The organism is Leucobacter denitrificans (assembly GCF_014396385.1).
Classification (GTDB): Bacteria; Actinomycetota; Actinomycetes; order Actinomycetales; family Microbacteriaceae; genus Leucobacter; species Leucobacter denitrificans.
Map to the genome: position 1 here is coordinate 551032 of NZ_CP060716.1, position 19799 is coordinate 570830.

The window sequence follows — 19799 nt, forward strand, 5'->3', positions numbered from 1 at the left end:
ATTTACCGAACTTCATACAAAGGAGCCGAGCAGGGTGCCCGGAGAACTACAGAGTCAGATCGAGTTGCCTTGGTCGCGATTCGTCGCCATTGGAGATTCCTTCACCGAGGGGCTCGGTGACCCGAACCCCGAGAGTCCCGGGGGTCTGCGCGGCTGGGCGGATCGATTTGCAGAGGTGCTCGCAGCACATAACTCAGACCTCGCCTACGCGAACCTCGCGGTGAGAGGCAAGCTCATTCAGCAGATTACTGTCGAGCAGCTCGACACTGCACTCGAGCTTCGGCCAGACCTCCTCAGCGTGTGCGCCGGCGGTAATGACGTGATCCGCCCAGGCAGTGACCCCGATGCGGTTGCGGCGAAGCTCGAGCACATCGTTTCTCAAGCCCGTGATGCCGGTGCCACGGTGTTGATCTTCACTGGCGTCGACGTTGCGTTTCAGCCAGTGTTTCGATCGATTCGTGGCAAGGTCGCAATTTTCAACGAGAATGTGCGCAAGGTCGCGAAGCGGAACGACTGCTATGTGGTAGATCAGTGGGCGATCGAAGAGCTTCAGGACAGCAGGTATTGGGCTGGTGATCGGCTCCACATGAACGCGCTTGGGCATCACACCATTGCGAGGGCAGCGCTCGAAACCCTCAATATTCCGAACACGCTGGAGCCACTCGATCCGCCCGAGGTGCCGCAACAGAGTTGGCGCGCGGCCCGCAAGGAGGATGTGGTGTGGGCGCGTGAACACCTCGTTCCCTGGGTGATACGAAGGCTCAAGCACGTGTCATCTGGCGACAACATTGAACCGAAGCGGCCCAAGCCAACTTCTCCTCTGCCGCAGAACGGCGCTTCGGAGTAGGCTTTCGGTATGTCGAATCTCACGAAGCAGCTTGCAGAGACGGTCACACAGTCTGGCGTACGCACAGCGTACGGAGAACCCGTAGAAATGGATGGCACGGTGGTCATGCCGGTCGCTATCTCCGGGTACGGTTTTGGCGGTGGCGAGGGTGGCGGGTCGGGCCCGAACACCACCGTTCAGGGCGAGGGCTCTGGAGGCGGTGGAGGCGGTCTTTCGCTTCCCGTTGGCGCCTACGTCACGCGTGACGGTTACACGAGGTTCGAGCCAAATATCATCGCTCTGCTCACTGTCGCGGTGCCATTTGTGTGCGTTGCTGGTCGTGCGCTCGCGCGTGTCATTCGCGCTCTCAAGCGCTAAGGCGTTCGGCGATTAAGTTCCACTCGCGATGAGATCCTCGCTCCAGGTGTGAGGTTCTCGCGGCAGGCTGGGTGGATCGAAGCGCTCAAGCAATTGCGCCATGGTCGGGGTTTCACCCGGGCGCGCGAGGCCGAGCGTCTGAGCAAGCTTGGCGCGGACCAGGTCCGGCTTTACGCCTGCTGCTTTCAGATCGCGCAGGGTGACGGCCCCGTCTCGCTTTGCGAGTCGCGCTCCGCTCGGGCCAAGCACGAGCGGCACATGCGCATATTTAATATCAGGCGGTGACGGGAGCTCCAGCAACCGCTGCAGCAAGATCTGCCGAGGGGTCGACGAAGCAAGGTCGTCGCCTCGCACGACCTGATCCACCCCCATTGCAGCGTCATCAACAACCACCGCGAGATTGTAAGCGATCGTGCCGTCGCCTCGCTTCAGTACGAAATCATCGATCTCACCCTGCGTTTGCCCCAAAATCTGGTCGACAAAAGTGGGTGCGGCGGTTGCCTCAGGCACCCGCAGCCTGAGCGCGGGTAGCCTCGGCGCAATTCGGTCGCGGGCCTCTGCCCGTTCTTCCTCCGTGCGATCTCGACAGGTGCCCGGGTATGCCCCGGGCGGCGAATGGGGCGCGCTGGGAGCGGCCAAAATGTCTTTTCTCGTGCACGTGCACTCGTATACAAGGCCACGTGCTTGCAGTGTCGCGATTGCCTGTTCGTGGTCCTCACGTCGGTCAGACTGCAGCACAGGATCGCCGTCCCAGTCGAGGCCTATCGCGCGAAGGTCATTGAGCTGGGGTTCAGCGGATCCTGCGTCACGCGCTCGATCCAAATCTTCAATGCGCATGAGAAAGCTTCGGCCGCTCGACCGCGCAAAAAGCCAGGCCAGCAGAGCGGTTCGCAGGTTACCGAGATGCAGGTCACCGGATGGGCTCGGTGCGTATCGTCCGGCACCCACGGTTTGAGGGAACTCACTCATGCTTTTAATCCTCGCATCTCGCGCAGGGTCGATGAAAACGCTCGACCCACCACTCACATTTGGTTCACTTAAAGTATTATGAATTGGTTCACTAAGTGGACCAATGGGAGTATCGGAATATGCGCGTACTCTCGATCCAATCCTCAGTTTCGTACGGTCACGTAGGCAATTCAGCTGCGGTGTTCCCGCTACAGCGGATCGGCATCGAGGTCATGCCGATATCGACGGTGTGTTTCTCAAACCATACTGGATACGGTTCCTGGAGGGGTCCGCACCTTTCGGGTGACGACATCCGCGAGATCGTCACCGGTATTGAGGAGCGAGGTGGCCTTGCAGATGTCGATGCCGTCCTCTCGGGATACCAGGGCGGCGACGACATCGGAGACGCGATCCTTGACGCCGTGACCCGAGTGAAGCAGCACAGTCCAAATGCAGTGTACTCATGCGACCCCGTACTCGGCAACGCAAAATCGGGTTGCCACGTCGCACCAGAAGTGCAGAGCCTGATTCGTGATCGAGTCGTGCCCGAGGCGGATCTCGTCACACCGAACCAGTTCGAACTTGGGTTCGTGACTGGAACCTCACCCGATACCCTTGAGTCAACGCTCGACTCCATATCCCGCATGCGAGAGATTGGGCCACGAAGTGTACTCGTGACCAGCGTCGAGCGGCCTGAACGCGCGCACGATAACGTCATGGAGATGATCTCGGTAACAGGCGACGAAGCGTGGATCGTGGAGACACCACGGCTACCCATCAAAGCAAACGGCTCAGGAGATGTCACCGCCGCGCTCTTCACCGCGCACCTGCTGCGTTCCGGGGACCCCAAGGAGTCTCTCGCCCGTACTGCTTCAAGCGTCTTCGCATTGCTCGAGCAGACGCTGGCCTCCGGTCGGCGTGAGCTCCAGCTGATCGAAGCCCAAACCGCTTACGCCCATCCAAGCATGCAGTTCGAACCGAAGCTTCTCACGTCGCACATCTAGCGCCAGAAACTACCGAGAAGCAGTCCTGTCGTTGCCAAAATCACCGCGATGCCGAGGGTACCGAAGGCATTCCCTGCCGCAGCGACGTAGCGCTTCTCACGCAGCAGTCTGACGGTGTCGAGGCTTGCGGTGCTGAAGGTCGTGTATCCGCCGAGCAGCCCGGCACCGATAGCTGGCCAGACGAGGTCCGCCCCCAAGAGTAGACCGAGTACGAACGATCCACTCAAGTTCACTACCGTGATTCCCCACGGAAACGCGTTGGTTCCGCCCCGGCCGCGCCTGACTCCGCGCGTGACGACGCTATCGATGAAGAATCGCGCTGCTGATCCCACACCACCACCGATAAGGACCGCGAGCATCTCAAGCACTCCCGCAGTCACGATCGCTGGCCTCTCGAGCGGAGTGTGCGCAATGCGGTGCCGATCCACACACCGAGGCCAGTCGCAATGAAGCCGCCGACCACGGTAGCTACCGCAAGACCGAGCGCGGCAAGCCCTTGCCCCATCAATGCGAGCTCAGCCACGCCCACCGCGAAGGCGCTGTACGTTGTGAAGCCGCCACAGAGGCCCGTGCTGGCAAACAGCAGAACGTTTGGTCGCTTTCCAGCAAGCAACATTGCGATGAGCCCGAGCACGAAAGCACCCAAGATATTGATGCCGAGTATTACGAGGTGTTGATCTGCTGGAATCGCCTCACCAAGCGCAAACCGCGCGAGTGTGCCGAGCCCACCACCGAGTGCCACGAGCCCGAGCGCGCGCGGAGTAATCAGCTTCGCTCCCCCGGTTGCTTGACTCACAGAATCGATACTAACGTTGGCCTTCACTTCTCGTGGGCGCACTGACCTCATAGTCTTGAAGAATGAGTGAGCGCTGGAAAGACGTTGCGATGGCGACCGGGCTGGTCGCGCCGGACGGAACCACCAAACCAACTGTCTTCGCTGAGATGAGCGCCCTAGCTAATGTGACGGGCGCCGCAAATTTGGGTCAGGGGTTTCCTGATGAAGATGGTCCAGAGTGGATCCGCGAGCTTGCGGTTTCGGCGATCCGGGCGGGTGAAAATCAGTACCCGCCAGGTCGAGGCATTGCCGCACTTCGTCAGGCTGTCGCCGAGCATCAATACCGGCGTTATGGAATTTCGCTCGATCCAGAGACCGAGGTGCTCATCACCGCGGGAGCGACCGAAGCGCTCACAGCCGCGATTCTCGCGCTTGCTGGCAGTGGAAATGAGGTGCTCACACTCGAACCGTTCTATGACTCGCACGCCGCGGCCATAGCGATGGCGGGCGCAGTTCATACGACTGTGCCCCTGCGCCCGCATGAGGAGGGCTTTCGCCTTGATTTACGCGCGCTTCGCGAAACGGTGACCGAGCGCACCCGGGTGATTTTGGTGAACTCTCCGCACAATCCAACGGGCACCGTGCTTTCCCAGGAAGAGCTTGAGGCGATTGCGCGCGAAGCTGATCGGGTGAATGCCGTCGTGGTCACTGATGAGGTATACGAGCACCTCACATTCGATGCCGCTGAGCATGTACCGATCGCAACGCTTCCGAGCATGTGGGATCGGACACTTACGATCTCTTCTGCGGGAAAATCGTTCTCACTCACAGGCTGGAAAGTCGGGTGGGTGTCGGGCCCTGCCGAGCTAATCGAGGCCGTGCTCGCGATCAAGCAGTTTCTCACCTACTCCGGCGGTGCCCCATTTCAACCCGCGATCGCCAAAGCCCTGCTTGCTGGCGAAAGCGACATTTCAGAACTCCGAACACGGCTTGAGTCGCGCAAGGATCGATTACTCACGGGGCTTTCCGCACTCGGTTTTCGCACCGTGCGACCTGCTGGAACCTACTTTGTGTGCGCAGATGCGACTGCGTTTCTCACCGATGAGGTGCCCGATGCCGCGGCGTTCGCGCGCTGGCTTCCCCGCGAGGTTGGGGTTGCTTGCGTACCGGTGTCAGCATTTTGTCGCGATGGATCGGAGACCGCGAGTCTCTTACGCAATTGGGTGCGCTTCACGTTTGTCAAGGATGACGCGACGCTCGAAATTGCGATCGAGCGCCTCCAAGCGCTCTCCACTATCCATGGCTAGCACTTGCGTTTCGTCGTTGCTCCTAGTTGTCGATCACCTCGAGCTTGGCGTCGAGTCCATCACCGACGAGGGTGAGTACGAACGGGCTGCCATCGTCACCATCTTCGATGTCGCCAAAGTCGACGATTGTTGCGCGAGGCGTCATGTCCATCGTGCACGCACGCTCCTCCGTCACAAATTGAACCGTGCCAGCATTCCCGCTCGCCTCAACCGTGTCGATGACTGGGGGGCAGGTAGACGACCCCCAGGTGAGTAGCACGAGCGCATCGTCATCGAACCAACCCGCTGATGGCGCATAATCAGTCGAGTCCCCCGGTGTACCGGTGAGCGCACTATTGCCATCGAGGTCTTCGTCTCCGGTGGCCGAGCCGAGGGTCACATTGAATTTGACATCTGCTGTCGGGTCAATTCCTTGCGGAAGCGCTACGAGACTCGCTCGAGGTACGAGGTCTGCCGTGCATGCCTGGTCTGACTCTCCCTCGCTCAGTTCCACGGTGACGGTCTGCCCGCCTGTAGTGACAGTTTCGGCAACGGGAACGCAGGATGACGAACCATCGGTCACAATCGCAACCATGCGGCCATTATCGAGCCACGCGATATCGAAGTCGAGGTTATCTCCTGCTGTTCCGGGTGTCGTTTCTTCGGGAGTGGTTACCGGATCAGTTTCGGCGTCGTCGGCCGACGAAGCGCACCCGGCGACGAGCAGCGCTGAAGCAAGGAGTGCCGTGGTGGTTGCGGTGATGCGACTGATTGTGCTCATACGCTCAGAGTATGGGATAAGAGTCTGCCGACGGGAGAGATTTTATACAGGTGTTAAGAAAATGAATTGCGTTTCTGTGTAGCTCGGTCGTGCAGTCAGGCCATCTATCGTTTCGTGCAGGGTGAGGCTCAGTGGAAAACTTTCTTGATCGCTGACACTGCCGCCCTGTGTCCGGCCATTCCGTGAACTCCGGGTCCCGGTGCTGCTGCGCCAGAGCAGAGGTAGATCCCGTTGCCCGCTTGCCAAGGGTTGGCGCTCAGCACTGGCCTGCCTACAACCTGTCTGAGCGTCAGCGCCCCCGAGGCAAAGTCGCCGCCCGGCATAGCCGGATTTCGAGTACCAATTTCTCGCGCAGTAGTGGATCTTGTGGCGGCCACGAGATCTTGAGTTCCCGGGGCGAACCTTTCAAGTGACCGCAATATTGTTTCGGTTTGTGGAAGGTTCGATCCAGCTGGGACATGTGCGTATGCCCAGACTACATGCTTACCTGACGGGGCGCGGGAAGCATCGAATGCCGAGGGTTGTGAGAGCACAATCATGGGGTTCTCCGCATGTCGTCCTTTGCTTACCTCATACTCTGCAAGTCTCACATCTCGTTGGGTGCCACAGACGTGAACAGTTCCCGCGCGTCCGACCTGTTCGTCTTTCCAGGGTATTGGTTGTTCCAAAACGAGGTCGACTTTACTTACCGCGTCCCCCGGCGTGACCCTTGCCGCCGCATTTGCATATCTTGTGGTGACTCGGTCGCCAGCAATAGACACCATGTCTGACGCGGAGGTGTCGAACAGATAGGCCTTCGCGTGTGGCAAATCGCTCAACTTCGTGATGTGCTCGTTGAGATGTATCACGCCACCTGCTTGCAAGAAGTCTTGGGCTAACAGTTGCGTGATAGCTCCTGAGCCTGAAGCGGGTATTGGCCAGCCGACACTGTGTGCGAGAGAAGCAAGTACTACTCCGGCCGCCGAGACACCTAACCGCGGTTGTACGCCCACAGAGTGCGCGACGATTCCAGCCAACAGTGCTCGACCTGCTTCAGTTCTCAGCCCTGCTCCACACCGAGTCAAAAGGGATGACTTTGCGAGCTGCATTGCAGCTTTGGGCTGGAAGGGCAACCGCAGTGGCGTGTCAAGCACACTTGACACTACTGATTCGGAGTTGCGTGCCAATCCCCCAACTAAGGTACGCCACGCAACTCCGTCGGCTCCTAATCCGTGCGAGGTCTTGTCGAGGGATCTCCAAGCCAGCGCGGCTCTGTTTTCCAATGGGTGCGCTATAGATATCTCCGGCATGAAGAATTTCAGTCGTTCAGCAAGCTGAATGCTGTTAAAGAATGGCGAGGCCAAAGCCATCGGATGCACTGCAGCGCCCCAGTCAGAACGATAGCCGTCACCCCAGGTCTCAGTTCTGCATGCACCGCCGACTTCGCCTGCGCGCTCGAACAGCTGAACTTCAAGGCCTCTTTGTGCCAATGTCAAGGCCGCAGCGAGTCCGTTGGGGCCAGCCCCAACTACGACTGCGTCCACTGATCTACAGCATTTCATGCTGCGGCCAATTAATGCTCTGGATTCGCATTGCGCGCTGCTTTCACCGAGTTTTGTGTCATCTGATTTAGATGAAGGAATCTACTCAGCTTTGAAGTAGACACCATCGATCTTTCCGTTGGCAGAGTCGACCGCAATGCTCATATGGAGCACTTCGCCCGATTCATTCTTCAAACCTGCAAGTGCTTTTCCGTCTTTCTCTTCAAAGCTCACTAGTGTGAAAGGTCCGTCGGGCACGACGTCACTTTCAAGCACGGAACCAAGCTCTTCAGCGCTCATTTGTTCCGTGACTTTGTCAGAGAGTCGTGATTCTAGTTCTTCGACCGAGACTCCCTGCTCAGAGTTCAGTTGAGAGACCACCCAACTTGCTTGGTTGCCAAGTTCTGAACTTGGAAAGTTGACCTCTTTGTCCTGAGCACCATTCCCGTCCGTACATCCTGTCAAGACGAGCGCAAGGGCGAGTCCTGCGGGAGCGAGAAACTTTTGAAACGACATATATTTTCCTCCATGATTGATGGCTATGTTGATAACGGGTTGAACGGTCAGGGGTAGAACTGAGTGAGCATCGAACGAGATTCGAGTTGCCAGACAGTTAAGCTTGGGTGAGCTATCTCACGAGCTCAGGTACAGGTTCAGGTGCAGGTGCAGGTGCAGGAGTCGAATAGCTGCTTTGTTCCATGAGTGTTTCCTCATTGACAGCATGATGATTCTGAAGCTCTCGTTTGAACGCCGTCCGCACGAGCATCGCCACTTTCTTCCAGCTGCGATCACGAATGAATATTGCGTCGAGCGCAACCATTGAGAGTGAGAACCACGGTAGGCCCATCAGTATGCCGATGCCGATGTGGAAGAAGAGGATGACGATGATTGCAAAGATTCTGGTGAAGCGATTGAGCATCAGGAATGGAAATGTTGCTTGGACGAGCACGGTTCCGATGGTGGCGATTGCTACACCGGGTCCCCACGCCGTCGCCAGATCGCTCAAAACAGGCCAGGTGCCGAATCGCTCGGTTTGGATGGGGTCATAAACTGCGGTCCCATTTTGCCAGGGAGCGCCTCCCGCTTTGAAGAGTCCTCCTGAGGCGTATACGAAACACAATTGGCAGATCAAAATCGCTACGGCCAAGTTGTGAAGCAGATTCGTGAAGGGGGCGGGGAGAACTTGCTGGAATCGCCATAGCTGCTTCGCTTTCGCGCCGTTGTGGTTCGCGAATTTTTCGCGTCGCCGGGCATCGAGTGACCAGCGATCGCTCAATGCGGTGAAGAACAGGTATATGAACGACATTCGGGTGAGGTTGTCGCTCTGGTCTTGTACGTAGGTGTTTATGCTCATGAACCCGACCCACAGAACGAATAGTGGGATCATTATGATTCTTGTGCGGTACCCGATCATGAAGAAAAACGCACACACTATGAGTCCGCAGGTCACAAGAGTAATTCCCCAGTCGGTGTGAGCAGCAGCGTTCACAATGTTGAAGGGGAAGATCGTCGCGAACGAACTCGTCGGGTAAAGAAGTTGACCCGTCCATGCGGCACCTGGGCCGAATGTATATCGAATGGTAGAGAAATTCGATAAGGCAAAACCGATGATCATAGCTCCAAGCAGTATCCGCGCAACTGCAAGTCCATACAGGGCCTTCTTGGAGTCAACTAACCACCCTTCGCTGAGTTCAAGTACATGTCGCAGAGAACGCGAGACGTTGCTAGTTGTCTGCGCGAGAAGTGAACAAACGCCCTCGAAAAGTGTCGCTGCTCTTCTGTCCTTGTCTAGTGTCTGGTTAGTCATTTTCGACACCTCGGTAACTCGCCATGAATGATTTTTCGAAGTCTTCGTTTGATTGGCCTGACAGCACGATCACTCCTCGCCACCCTGTGTTTGCTATTTGTGGCGCGGGTCGTTCAGCATCTGGGTTGTGGCGTTCCGCGAACGGCACAATGTTTTGACGTGATACGCGGAACTGGACTTGCCCGACGTTCTCTTCACCCCATACCGCGTATGCGACCTGGGTGGCATATGCAGTTGTGTACCGCTCTTGAACGATGTAGTTGGTAACTTTTTGTTCGTCTCCAAACTCAACCATTGCGTCGTGCATTCTCGCGAGCCACCGGTCGCCTTCGTAGTAGCCAAGAGCCGCGATTTCGCGCTGTTCAGGTTTGAGTTCTTTCCAGGAATTCAGCAGTTTTGTTGCCTGCTGGGTTGAGAGGATTGCTGCTCGAGGCGGAAATAGGTTGTAGCGCGCTTTTGAGATTTCTACTTCTGTCGCGTCGACCCAGTCGGTTGCCTCGTAGCCTTCTGAATCTGCTGTTGCACTTCCGGTATCAATAATCGCCCGAACTTCGAGTCGGTAGTCCCCGTTAATTGGCTCGGGGGCAAAGACGCTCCAGCTTTGACCGAACCAAGGGAGCATATAGGTAGAAAGCGCGTTTCCGGGAACGATGGTGCGAAGCTCGGAGTACGGCGAGATCCACAAGAATGACGCGAATATATGCCAACCTGCAAAGAGTACGAGAAGTGTCGATCCCAGTCTTGTGAGTGGTCGAGTTCTCTGACTGCGGCTATGACGCAGATCTGTTGGATCGTGGTCGGTCATCTGTTGTTCCTTGGGAGCGTTGGATGGTGGTTTTTACTTAACGATTGGTGTCTCCGGTGCTGATTGAGAAAGTGTGAATTTCTCAATCAGCACCGGAGACGGTGTGACCAGATTGTGCTTCTGGTCCAGCCAGAAGCTTTACTTGGCTTCTAGCTCATTGCGGTTGCGGCGGAGTTTCGCGAATCCGAGCAGGCCTGCGCCTGCTGCGAGGGCTCCTGCGACCAGTGATCCAAGCAAGGTGGTGCTTCCCGCACCAGTCTTAGCTAGGCCTTCACTGGTTCCCTTGCCTGATGATGTGCCTTCAGGGGAAGCACTCCCCTGGGCGTTTGCGTTGGTAGCAGTTCCCGTTTCGGAGGCGCCTTCATTTGTTGCACCCGATGTTGAAGCATTCGCCACGCTTGATGTTTCAGCATTCGCAGAAACACCCGATGTGTTGCCGTTCGTGTCTGACGAAGCCTCGGTCTGTGCTTCAGTCGACGTCGCTGCCTCGCTCGAACCCTCAGCAGTTGCCTCGGTAGCGGCCTCAGTAGTACCCTCGGTTGCGCCTTCAGCTGATGCGTTAGCCGACGCTTCAGCAATCGCGGCGGCCTGCGCAGCAGCGGCAGCGTTCGCCTCAGCGGCAGCGGAGCCTGCAGCGTTCGTGTCCGAGTCAGCGACGCTGTTCGCAGCAGCCTGCGCCGCGGCAGCTGAAGCAGCGTTCGACGTAGCAGACGCGTCAGCCGAAGCATCAGCAACGACGCTGCCCGCAGCCTGTGCTGCAGCGTTTGCGTCAGAGTCCGAAGCAGCCGAAGCTTGCGTGTCAGCGTTCGCCATCGCAGCAGCAACCGCAGCAGCGTTCGCGTTCGAATCAGCCGAAGCCGACGCTGAAGCATTCACATTCGCATCAGCCGAAGTAGCTGCCTCGGTCGAAGCCTCAGTAGCACCCTCAGCAGCAGTCTCAGTAGTACCCTCAGTTGCGGCCTCAGCCTCGGTTGATGCTTCAGCTTCGGTTGTGCCCTCGGTCGAAGCCTCAGCCTCGGTTGCGCCTTCAACTGATGCGTTAGCCGATGCTTCAGCAATCGCGGCGGCTTGTGCAGCTGCTGCAGCGTTCACGTCGGCAGCGGCAGAGCCTGCAGCGTTGGTGTCGGAATCAGCAACACTGTTTGCAGCTGCCTGAGCGGCAGCAGAAGCAGCGGCTTCGCTCGATGCCGATGCATCTGCCGATGCGTCAGCAACGACACTGCCGGCAGCCTGTGCTGCAGCGTTTGCGTCAGAGTCCGAAGCAGCCGAAGCCTGCGTATCAGCGTTCGCCATCGCAGCAGCAACCGCAGCAGCGTTCGCGTTCGAATCAGCCGAAGCCGACGCTGAAGCATTCACATTCGCATCAGCCGAAGTAACTGCCTCGGTAGCACCCTCGGTCGAGGTCTCCCCCTCAGCCTCAGCAGTACCCTCGGTTGCGGCCTCAGCTGCGCCCTCGGTCGAAGTCTCCCCCTCAGCCTCAGTAGTACCCTCGGCAGCGGCCTCAGTTGCACCCTCGGTCGATGCGTTAGCCGAAGCCTCAGCAATCGCAGCGGCTTGTGCAGCTGCTGCAGCGTTCACGTCGGCAGCGGCAGAGCCTGCAGCGTTGGTGTCGGAATCAGCAACACTGTTTGCAGCTGCCTGAGCGGCAGCAGAAGCAGCGGCTTCGCTCGATGCCGATGCATCTGCCGATGCGTCAGCAACGACACTGCCGGCAGCCTGTGCTGCAGCGTTTGCGTCAGAGTCCGAAGCAGCCGAAGCCTGCGTATCAGCGTTCGCCATCGCAGCAGCAACCGCAGCAGCGTTCGCGTTCGAATCAGCCGAAGCAGACGCTGAAGCATTCACATTCGCATCAGCCGAAGTAGCTGCCTCGGTCGAAGCCTCAGTAGCACCCTCAGCAGCAGCCTCGGTAGTACCCTCAGCTGCGCCCTCGGTCGAGGTCTCCCCCTCAGCCTCAGTAGTACCCTCGGCAGCGGCCTCAGCTGCGCCCTCGGTCGAAGTCTCCCCCTCAGCCTCAGTAGTGCCCTCGGCAGCGGCCTCAGTTGCACCCTCGGTCGATGCGTTAGCCGAAGCCTCAGCAATCGCAGCGGCTTGTGCAGCTGCTGCAGCGTTCACGTCGGCAGCGGCAGAGCCTGCAGCGTTGGTGTCGGAATCAGCAACACTGTTTGCAGCTGCCTGAGCGGCAGCAGAAGCAGCGGCTTCGCTCGATGCCGATGCATCTGCCGATGCGTCAGCATCGACACTGCCGGCAGCCTGTGCTGCTGCATTTGCGTCAGAGTCCGAAGCAGCCGAAGCCTGCGTATCAGCGTTCGCCATCGCAGCAGCAACCGCGGCAGCGTTCGCGTTCGAATCAGCCGAAGCCGACGCTGAAGCATTCACATTCGCATCAGCCGAAGTAGCTGCCTCGGTAGCACCCTCGGTCGAGGTCTCCCCCTCAGCCTCAGCAGTACCCTCGGTTGCGGCCTCAGCCTCGGTTGATGCTTCAGCTTCGGTTGTGCCCTCGGTCGAAGCCTCAGCCTCGGCAGCGGCTTCAGTTGTGCCTTCGGCAGCGGCCTCAGTTGCGCCTTCGGCAGCAACAGTCGAAGCTGCCTCACCCTCGGTCGAAGCCTCACCCTCAGTTGCGCCCTCGGTCGAAGCCTCGCCATCAGCTTCGGTAGCACCCTCGGCAGCGGCCTCGGTAACACCTTCAGTTGCAGCCTCGGTAGTGCCCTCGGCTGCGCCTTCGGCCGATGCGTTAGCCGAAGCTTCAGCAATCGCAGCGGCCTGGGCCGCAGAAGCAGCGTTCGCGTCAGCAGCAGCAGAACCTGCAGCGTTCGTGTCCGAATCCGCGATGCTGTTCGCCGCAGCCTGCGCTGCAGCGGCCGAAGCAGCGTTCGACGTAGCTGAAGCGTCAGCCGAAGCGTCAGCTACAACACTGCCAGCGGCCTGTGCTGCAGCATTTGCGTCAGAGTCAGCAGCCGCCGAAGCCTGCGTGTCAGCATTTGCCATCGCGGCAGCAACTGCTGCAGCGTTCGCGTTCGAATCTGCCGCAGCCGACGCCGAAGCATTCACATTCGAATCAGCAGAACCGGTCTTGCAGTCGGGATTTGGCTGGTTGGGGCCAAACCCGATCGGATCAAAGTTGATGAAGGCGTCGCCTGACTGAGTTGCCGCACTCAGATCATCGTTCTCCAGGGTTGTGGCAGGGCCTACGGCCCAGACCATGAGTTTGTAATAACCTGGCTCCTCGAAAGCAACGTCTTGCTGCCCTGTCAAAGCAGCGATTGTTGTGCCTTTACCGTTCTTGTTCCACTCGTTGTCCGCGCCTTGACCGAATGTGGGTTCGCCGATTCGAACCTGTGAACCATCCGGGTTCACCTTCACGAATTGCCAGAAGAAATTCGCGTTTAGCTTCTTGTCTGCTTCGGTATTCCAGGCATGAATAATGAACCTACCAGCAGGAACACTTCCACCCTCACCCGGGCCAGTTTCCACAATATTGCCCCAGCTAGTCTGAGCATTCGGGCCTACGTGGCCGGGAGCTTGCATCCAAGGCATTTTGTCCCACTGCGCCACGACCGCGGGACGCGCGTTCTCCCCAGTTACTCGAACCCTATCTACCGGGTATTCGTCTGGAATCAGCTCTGTGCCGTCGCTCAGCACAAACTTCATTTGCTGTAGGCCGACACCTTCTTCTCCGTCCGACAATTGGTCCGAACGTATGCTCACCGTGATGTAGTCAATATCACCGTCGTTCACCGTACTCACGATGCCCCAAGCATTATCAACCGTGCTCTGGATGTCCTCGGCGTACTTGAGTTTTGCCCAGTAGGTATGAGAACTGTCCCCTTGGAGCTTTCCATTGGTCCACGCTTCGGAGATCGTGGTTCCAGTGGGTACCTGCAGTACCAAGGCAGTTCGCTGCTCCGAATCAGACCTCACACCGATCGAGGACGGATATGCCTGAAGTGCTCCGATTAGCTGAGCGTTTGCGATGCAGTCTGTTGCTGCTAAAGGCTGCATAGGGGACGCGAATGCGCTCCCCGCGACTAGGGGCAAACTGACACCACCAAGTATCATGCCCGCTACTACAGCTGTAGTCAGGCTCTTTCTTTGTTTGGCTCTCGCCATGCCTTCACTTCTCCTATGATTTTCCAACTTTGGACCGGATGTTGCCGATCTCCGAAAGCCCACCTCCCAGCTTCCGGACGCAAGTCAGCAAACCACTATCGGTAACCCCTAAGATCCGAATTGCCAAAACTGCTACCTCTTCTGCGCAAAACGCACGACAGCCTCACGGGCTTGGACTCGGGAGTTCGGCTATTAGCTAGTTTTAAGCGAGGGCCGTGCATATTCGCGGATCGCGCGATACATAGCCGACTCGGAGCCAAATCCACACAGCTTCGCGACCACGATTGGTGGCATTCTGGGGTTCGCTGCCCTGGTCGAAATCGCCGCTCGGGCTCGAATAGACCTCAAATTTCGAGAAACGGTCTCACCACGTCGCTCGAAAACAGTCTGCATAGTTCTTGTCGAGACACCGAGTCGGGCCGCTACAAGAGGAGCATTTAGGTGAATATTTGCATACTCACTTTCCAGAATTCCTACTGCCCGTTCATAGATTGGTCTGTTCTCTGGAGCGGCCCCAACGGCTACTCTGACCAGTGCACGAACAATCGTGCGAGAAGTATCTTGCAGAGTTCCGATTCGATCCGTTGGAGAAAAGTCAAGTCCGCACAAACTAATGATGAATGAGAGAAACGGTCTCAAGTAGTGGGAGTCGATTTCCGAGATCCAAAGCAGTTCTTGGTTCTCATCCGCGGACAATCCTATTTGTAACCCTTCGAGCTTATGAGCTCCGAAACTGATCACGAGAATGTCGTTGTCGCAGTCCTGTGTGGATGCCCTAACCAGGGTTTCACCCGGTGGAATCAATGCGTACTGGCCCGTCCCAATATAACTACTGCCGATTGTCAAACCACCAGCGAAGACGACCACAATGACAGCGCGGCCAATAGAATTTGCATTTCGATGCCAGTCGAGCTCTAAACTCGGGCCACGCTGGTGAATGAAACACAGGTTTGAGAACGCAGTTACTCGCAAACGAAGTGGCTGCGTCTCTGCAAGCGAGTTAAGTCGTAGGTTCGAGACTGCGAGGAAATCAGCAAGCTTTCTATCTACTGTAATTTCTCGGGATGTTAGAACATGTTCCGAGTGAAAGAGTTCTTTCCCTTTGAACAAGAGACTTCTATCTATCTCGCGTTTCAATGCCGTCATGAGAGTGTTTCGTCTTCCTTCCTCCACAGCCCCCAAAATCGTTGAAGTTTATGCTCCTCTGGCTCGAGTGAAACTAAAGACAGAATCCTGCTTTTTGCCCGAATTTAAACTCTTTCTCAACCGTGCGAGAAACGAGCTCAGATTGCCGATTTCGGCAAATCCGTGTGATCTCGATCTCGATGGGTGATCCTATTCGAGAGTCATTTGGCACAGACTGGAGCAAATACGTGACAACTGATCCACCGTTACAAGCAGCCACGCACCCTCCGAGACACACTGGCGAATCACTTTCAAGGCCCCAAACGCTTCCGAGCGGCGTTCGGGCAAGATACATCGAAGCGGCGTTGCTCGTGAGCGGCTTCCGGAGCCTCAACGGTTACACCAGGCCTCGAACTACCCAAATCACTATGCTTCGCTCATTAGAGCTGACTCGTATCTCCGAATTCGGTCATGGCGTTCGGCGGCTCGTGGTTGCTGGAGTATTGATGGCTCATGTGCGTACCAATCGCTTGGAAGCGGCCCTAAGCATTGCAAAGAAGGCCACACGATTCCAAGACGACGATACGCTCGCGCCTGGGAACAACGCAGGCTTCATTCTCGAAACCGCGTTAGCAACCGTCTACTTAGCGTCAGGTATTCCAATTCATGCAATGCCTCACGTGCGAAGAATCAGAGAGGATGCGGAAGATAGCCAAGAGCCGGAATGGATCTATCGTGCACACGCACTGGAAGCCTCTGTCTTGGCACAAAGTGGAGATTTTGAGGCCGCTGACGCTGCTCTGGAAAGAATGCGAGTTGAAGGTACAGTGCTCAGGCGAAGCAGCGATAGCGCAGGCATTGCTGAGTTCGTCGCCCTAACCGCTGAGTTCCAGGTCGCATTCACGCGTCAAGATGTCGCGCGCATGGATGAGCTTATTCTCCACATCGAGAACATTGTGAATGCTGACGCCATGCTCAGTTCTCTATCGCTACTCGCAAAAGCGACCAGAGCGATCCTCCTCGGTAACTCGCACGAAGGACTCGCATACCTAGCAAAAATCCTGTCTGGTGCAGAACGCCAGTTTGCGCTTCGCTTGGTTTTGCAGTTCGCGCTACATTTGCAAGCGCTAGTTCATATTGGACGCGGCGAATATGAGCTTGCGCTTCGAGAGATAGAAGGAGAATCATCCTCAGAAACGCATTTTGCTTGCGTTGGCTACCTCCGGGCAACTGCGCACATTCGTGGACAACAATACGTCGAAGCCCTTCAAGCAACGAATGCCTGTATGCGGATTCGATCAAGACACAGTCTCTGGACACTTGGCCCGGTTCTACTTCGTCGAGCAATCGCAAATCTTAAGCTCGGCAACCCTACTCAGGCTCTTCTAGATGGTGTTGACGCACTCCATCTCATTCACCCCAATGACACCGCACTCATATTTATGTCGCTGCTCGAGCACGACATCGTTCAACTTTTCGAGTTCCTTGCCAACGAAGACATCACATGTGTGCCGCTCATAAACCGGCTTCAAGAAAATCGGGAGCCGTCAACGGCTCAAAGCTTTCAATTCTTGGATACGCGCTTGCCGAAACTCACGAAACGTGAAATAGAAATAGCAAACCAGCTCTCGACCGCGCGCACTTTGACCCAAATCTCCACGCATCTGGGAGTCGCTACGGGCACAGTAAAAAGCCAAGCACACGGCATCTACAAAAAGTTGGGGGTAGGTAAACGCAGCGAAGCCGTTGCCGAGCTTGGGCGCAGAGGGTTCTACTCTCAACCCAAGTAGATAGCGGCACGGTGTGACAGTAGTCCTGAGCAACGTAACTCATGGTTCCGCGAATGTGCACGCACTCGAGTGACGAAAATTAGTCATAAAGACTAGCGAAAGGAAACTTGGTGGATCCGACGGGATTCGAACCCGTGACCCCCTGCATGCCATGCAGGTGCGCTACCAACTGCGCCACGGACCCAGTAAGGAAGTCGGGCGAATGCTCGCCCGACAACTCCTCTAGCCTACCATTCACGAGTAATGAAACCAATTCGTGAGGCTAGGCTGCGCCCTCCAGCATCTCCGAAATTTCAAGTGCTGGGCAGTCGTGCCACAACCGCTCGAGCTGATAAAATTCGCGCTCTTCCTGGTGAAAAACATGCACGATGATGTCACCGAAATCAAGCAGGATCCACCTGCCACTCTCACGACCTTCTCGCCTAATCGTACGAAGACCCGCAGCGTTCAACTGGTCTTCAATCTCATCAGAAATCGCCTGTACATTGCGCTCAACGCTACCCGAGACGATGAGAAACACATCTGCGAGCCCGAAGAGCTCAGATACATTCAGCGCGATAGGGGCCGTTGCTCCCTTTGCGTCTGCGGCACGCACAGCAATCTTGAGATCTGCCGTAATATCGCGTGTTTCTGTCACGTATGTACCTTTCACAATTTCTGTGTCTATCCGAAGAATCCTTGCGTTGCCGCAAATATGACTGCACCGGCGAGCACCACGATGAGTGCACCGCCCGAAATAGCCAAAATGAGTGGGGCCTTGCTCTTTTCCTTCGCTGGTTCAGCAACAACTGGGATTTCTGGGCGGCGCCTCGCGCTCACCGCATCCAGTGCCGAAACCGGCATCGATCCAGAGTCAGAGGCCGAAGCCAATGAGTCTGGGTGGTCACCAGAGATATATGGATCTACAACTTGTGGGCTCTGCACAGCGGCGTGGCCGCCGGTTTCGCCCAGTGACTTCGGCAGATCAATCGAGCCAGTAACAAATAGTTCACCCGTAGCGCCGAGCGGCCCTGCAAGCCCGCCTGTGTCACCGGGGTGTGACGGCAGGATGAGTGCTGACGCACCAGTGCGTCCGGTACTGCCTTCTTGCGCGACCGCACGAGAAATGAGGTCGTCGAAGTCGCCTGAACTATCTGACGACGTGATCTGTTCACCGCGTGCGGGATCATCGAAAACCGAGCGCCATTCTTCTGGCGGCTGAATGTCGGGGAACGAATACCCACCCGTCTGAGACTCATCAGCAGTTTCGGAGTCTCCCTCGGACGAATCCTCAGTTTCGACTCGCTCAACATCTTCAGCCAGCTCGTCGGCGACCTCGTCACCTTCTTCACTGCCTAGATCCGAGTCAGAGTCTTCCTCTGCGGCAGCTGGCAAATCAGGCTCTGCCTCGATTTCTGGCTCTGGAGCAGATTCGGCTTCAGGCTCCTCCACAGGCGATTCTGAATCTGTCGCATCTTCCGGAGACTCGGTCTCTTCGTCGGCGAAGAGAGCCGCAACTGCGTCAGTGCCACCGGACTGCGCCGGGGCCTCGGTCGCCTCAATGAGATCCTCTAGAGAAAAAGCCTCGGTCGGAGCGCCGTATGAGTCATCGAACTGTTCGTCGTCCGCGGTATCGCCGGTTTCATCTTCGCTAGGTACTACGGCGCTTGAAGACTCGTCGGCCGGCGCTTCATCGTCATCGCGAGATGTAAGTTCTTCTACTGGTTCGTCTACCGTGTCCGGTGTCTCGGGCTCTTCAAGTTCCCGAGCCTCCTCAGATTCTTCAGGCCCGTCGACGCCTTCTTCAGCAAGCTTCGAAGCGCGCTCCGCAGCGAGTTCCGCAAGAGCGGCCTCTCTCAATTCGCGAAGCTCGCGCCGTGTCCGCGGCGACCCGTCTGCATTGAACGGATCAATCTCAATTTCTACGTCGCTAATTGCGGGAGTGGTCGGCTCAACGCCAGCCGCAGCGACCTGAGCGTTCTCATCACCACGTTGCTCAGCCGCCTGTTGCGCTGCCTGCTGACGCAGACGCAGCTCGCGCCTGGTTAGCGGTCGTTCTTGATCTTGCTCACTCATTGTTCGTTGCTTCCTCGGAATATAGACCGTGCTTGGCGATGTACTGCACGACACCGTCAGGCACCAAATACCACACCGGGTACCCCCGCGACACGCGTTCCCGGCAATCAGTTGACGAAATTGCGAGTGCAGGGATCTCAAGTAAGCTTACGTGATCACTCGAAAGTCCGGACAGCGACAAGTCGTGTCCTGGTCGAGAAACGGCGATGAAGTGCGCCAAGTCCCAGAGTTTCTCAACGTCTTTCCAGCCAATAATTTGCTCGACCGCGTCTGCGCCCGATATGAAGAACAGTTCTGCATCGGGCATTTGTGCTCGGAGATCTCGAAGAGTATCTACCGTGTATGTTGCCCCCTTGCGATCCACATCAACGCGGCTCACAGTGAACTGCGGATTTGATGCGGTAGCAATGACGGTCATGAGGTAGCGATGTTCGCTCTCAGACACGTGTATCTTCTGCCATGGCTGGCCGGTAGGCACAAAGACGACCTCATCGAGATCAAAGCTCTTTGCTACCTCGCTGGCGGCGACGAGGTGGCCGTGGTGGATCGGATCGAAGGTGCCGCCCATCACCCCCACGCGTCGCCGTGCTGA

General features: G+C 57.1%; 18 protein-coding genes and 1 tRNA gene. 5 read left to right on the top strand and 14 right to left on the bottom strand.

Annotated features, from left to right (window positions below; all coding sequences use genetic code 11):
* Nucleotides 1–34: 34 nt before the first annotated feature.
* Both H9L06_RS02635 and H9L06_RS02640 read left to right on the top strand, forming a co-directional pair.
* Nucleotides 35–847: an SGNH/GDSL hydrolase family protein gene (locus tag H9L06_RS02635; protein WP_187556305.1), complete on the top strand. Its 813-nt coding sequence runs from the start codon at nucleotides 35–37 to the stop codon at nucleotides 845–847.
* A gap of 9 nt (nucleotides 848–856) precedes the next feature.
* Nucleotides 857–1204, top strand: a complete 348-nt coding sequence (locus tag H9L06_RS02640; protein WP_187555728.1) for a hypothetical protein — start codon at nucleotides 857–859, stop codon at nucleotides 1202–1204.
* Between the two features lie 12 nt (nucleotides 1205–1216).
* Here H9L06_RS02640 and gluQRS read toward each other — a convergent pair whose 3' ends face one another.
* A complete protein-coding gene (gluQRS, locus tag H9L06_RS02645; protein WP_187555729.1) occupies nucleotides 1217–2173 on the bottom strand; it encodes a tRNA glutamyl-Q(34) synthetase GluQRS in 957 nt (318 codons plus the stop codon).
* Nucleotides 2174–2292: 119 nt separating this feature from the next.
* On the opposite strand from gluQRS, the gene pdxY reads away from it, so the two are divergent.
* Nucleotides 2293–3156 (top strand): pyridoxal kinase PdxY, encoded by an 864-nt coding sequence (gene pdxY, locus H9L06_RS02650; protein WP_187555730.1) that lies wholly within the window; start codon nucleotides 2293–2295, stop codon nucleotides 3154–3156.
* On the opposite strand, the gene H9L06_RS02655 is transcribed toward pdxY, so the two are convergent.
* Both H9L06_RS02655 and H9L06_RS02660 read right to left on the bottom strand, forming a co-directional pair.
* Nucleotides 3153–3536 carry a fluoride efflux transporter FluC gene (locus tag H9L06_RS02655; protein WP_246454457.1) on the bottom strand — a complete coding sequence of 128 codons (384 nt, stop codon included), beginning with the start codon at nucleotides 3534–3536 and terminating at the stop codon, nucleotides 3153–3155. The genes pdxY and H9L06_RS02655 overlap by 4 nt on opposite strands.
* Nucleotides 3533–3952: a fluoride efflux transporter FluC gene (locus H9L06_RS02660; RefSeq protein WP_246454458.1), complete on the bottom strand. Its 420-nt coding sequence runs from the start codon at nucleotides 3950–3952 to the stop codon at nucleotides 3533–3535. Before H9L06_RS02660 ends, H9L06_RS02655 begins: the two co-directional genes overlap by 4 nt.
* Nucleotides 3953–4014: 62 nt before the next feature.
* Here H9L06_RS02660 and H9L06_RS02665 point away from each other — a divergent pair, with 62 nt between their 5' ends.
* Entirely contained in the window at nucleotides 4015–5238 is a 1224-nt protein-coding gene (locus H9L06_RS02665; RefSeq protein WP_187555732.1) for an aminotransferase class I/II-fold pyridoxal phosphate-dependent enzyme, read from the top strand.
* A gap of 22 nt (nucleotides 5239–5260) precedes the next feature.
* Here H9L06_RS02665 and H9L06_RS02670 read toward each other — a convergent pair whose 3' ends face one another.
* From H9L06_RS02670 to H9L06_RS12020, 7 genes are all read right to left on the bottom strand, one after another.
* Entirely contained in the window at nucleotides 5261–5998 is a 738-nt protein-coding gene (locus H9L06_RS02670; RefSeq protein ID WP_187555733.1) for a hypothetical protein, read from the bottom strand.
* A gap of 128 nt (nucleotides 5999–6126) precedes the next feature.
* Nucleotides 6127–7539, bottom strand: coding sequence for a phytoene desaturase family protein (locus H9L06_RS02675; protein WP_187555734.1), 1413 nt, complete (start codon nucleotides 7537–7539; stop codon nucleotides 6127–6129).
* 81 nt (nucleotides 7540–7620) lie between these two features.
* Complete coding sequence (locus H9L06_RS02680; protein ID WP_187555735.1) at nucleotides 7621–8034, bottom strand: Cpe/LpqF family protein; 414 nt, start codon at nucleotides 8032–8034, stop codon at nucleotides 7621–7623.
* Nucleotides 8035–8146: 112 nt separating this feature from the next.
* The gene (locus tag H9L06_RS02685; protein ID WP_187555736.1) at nucleotides 8147–9325 is read right to left on the bottom strand and encodes an HTTM domain-containing protein; all 1179 of its coding nucleotides are present in this window, start codon (nucleotides 9323–9325) and stop codon (nucleotides 8147–8149) included.
* Nucleotides 9318–10130: a DUF5819 family protein gene (locus H9L06_RS02690; RefSeq protein ID WP_223165212.1), complete on the bottom strand. Its 813-nt coding sequence runs from the start codon at nucleotides 10128–10130 to the stop codon at nucleotides 9318–9320. Before H9L06_RS02690 ends, H9L06_RS02685 begins: the two co-directional genes overlap by 8 nt.
* 138 nt (nucleotides 10131–10268) lie before the next feature.
* Complete coding sequence (locus H9L06_RS02695; protein WP_187555737.1) at nucleotides 10269–13865, bottom strand: hypothetical protein; 3597 nt, start codon at nucleotides 13863–13865, stop codon at nucleotides 10269–10271.
* A 564-nt stretch (nucleotides 13866–14429) separates the two neighbouring features.
* Nucleotides 14430–15383 (bottom strand): AraC family transcriptional regulator, encoded by a 954-nt coding sequence (locus H9L06_RS12020; protein WP_187555738.1) that lies wholly within the window; start codon nucleotides 15381–15383, stop codon nucleotides 14430–14432.
* A gap of 407 nt (nucleotides 15384–15790) precedes the next feature.
* Here H9L06_RS12020 and H9L06_RS11715 point away from each other — a divergent pair, with 407 nt between their 5' ends.
* Nucleotides 15791–17152: a helix-turn-helix transcriptional regulator gene (locus H9L06_RS11715; protein WP_246454459.1), complete on the top strand. Its 1362-nt coding sequence runs from the start codon at nucleotides 15791–15793 to the stop codon at nucleotides 17150–17152.
* 108 nt (nucleotides 17153–17260) lie between these two features.
* On the opposite strand, the gene H9L06_RS02710 is transcribed toward H9L06_RS11715, so the two are convergent.
* The 4 genes from H9L06_RS02710 to nadD all read right to left on the bottom strand — a co-directional run bounded on the left by H9L06_RS02710 (nucleotide 17261) and on the right by nadD (nucleotide 19775).
* A tRNA-Ala gene (locus H9L06_RS02710) sits at nucleotides 17261–17336 on the bottom strand.
* 78 nt (nucleotides 17337–17414) lie between these two features.
* Nucleotides 17415–17789 (bottom strand): ribosome silencing factor, encoded by a 375-nt coding sequence (rsfS, locus tag H9L06_RS02715; protein ID WP_246454460.1) that lies wholly within the window; start codon nucleotides 17787–17789, stop codon nucleotides 17415–17417.
* 26 nt (nucleotides 17790–17815) lie between these two features.
* Nucleotides 17816–19207: a hypothetical protein gene (locus H9L06_RS02720; protein ID WP_187555739.1), complete on the bottom strand. Its 1392-nt coding sequence runs from the start codon at nucleotides 19205–19207 to the stop codon at nucleotides 17816–17818.
* Nucleotides 19200–19775, bottom strand: coding sequence for a nicotinate-nucleotide adenylyltransferase (gene nadD, locus H9L06_RS02725; protein ID WP_187556310.1), 576 nt, complete (start codon nucleotides 19773–19775; stop codon nucleotides 19200–19202). Before nadD ends, H9L06_RS02720 begins: the two co-directional genes overlap by 8 nt.
* Nucleotides 19776–19799: the final 24 nt, after the last annotated feature.

Coding starts and splice junctions, on each gene's coding strand:
- H9L06_RS02720 (WP_187555739.1), bottom strand. CDS start 19,207: ATGAGTGAGCAAGATCAAGAACGACCGCTAACCAGGCGCGAGCTGCGT.
- H9L06_RS02675 (WP_187555734.1), bottom strand. CDS start 7,539: ATGAAATGCTGTAGATCAGTGGACGCAGTCGTAGTTGGGGCTGGCCCC.
- H9L06_RS11715 (WP_246454459.1), top strand. CDS start 15,791: ATGCTTCGCTCATTAGAGCTGACTCGTATCTCCGAATTCGGTCATGGC.
- H9L06_RS02665 (WP_187555732.1), top strand. CDS start 4,015: ATGAGTGAGCGCTGGAAAGACGTTGCGATGGCGACCGGGCTGGTCGCG.
- nadD (WP_187556310.1), bottom strand. CDS start 19,775: ATGGGCGGCACCTTCGATCCGATCCACCACGGCCACCTCGTCGCCGCC.
- H9L06_RS02690 (WP_223165212.1), bottom strand. CDS start 10,130: ATGACCGACCACGATCCAACAGATCTGCGTCATAGCCGCAGTCAGAGA.
- H9L06_RS12020 (WP_187555738.1), bottom strand. CDS start 15,383: ATGACGGCATTGAAACGCGAGATAGATAGAAGTCTCTTGTTCAAAGGG.
- H9L06_RS02670 (WP_187555733.1), bottom strand. CDS start 5,998: ATGAGCACAATCAGTCGCATCACCGCAACCACCACGGCACTCCTTGCT.
- H9L06_RS02640 (WP_187555728.1), top strand. CDS start 857: ATGTCGAATCTCACGAAGCAGCTTGCAGAGACGGTCACACAGTCTGGC.
- pdxY (WP_187555730.1), top strand. CDS start 2,293: ATGCGCGTACTCTCGATCCAATCCTCAGTTTCGTACGGTCACGTAGGC.
- gluQRS (WP_187555729.1), bottom strand. CDS start 2,173: ATGAGTGAGTTCCCTCAAACCGTGGGTGCCGGACGATACGCACCGAGC.
- H9L06_RS02685 (WP_187555736.1), bottom strand. CDS start 9,325: ATGACTAACCAGACACTAGACAAGGACAGAAGAGCAGCGACACTTTTC.
- H9L06_RS02680 (WP_187555735.1), bottom strand. CDS start 8,034: ATGTCGTTTCAAAAGTTTCTCGCTCCCGCAGGACTCGCCCTTGCGCTC.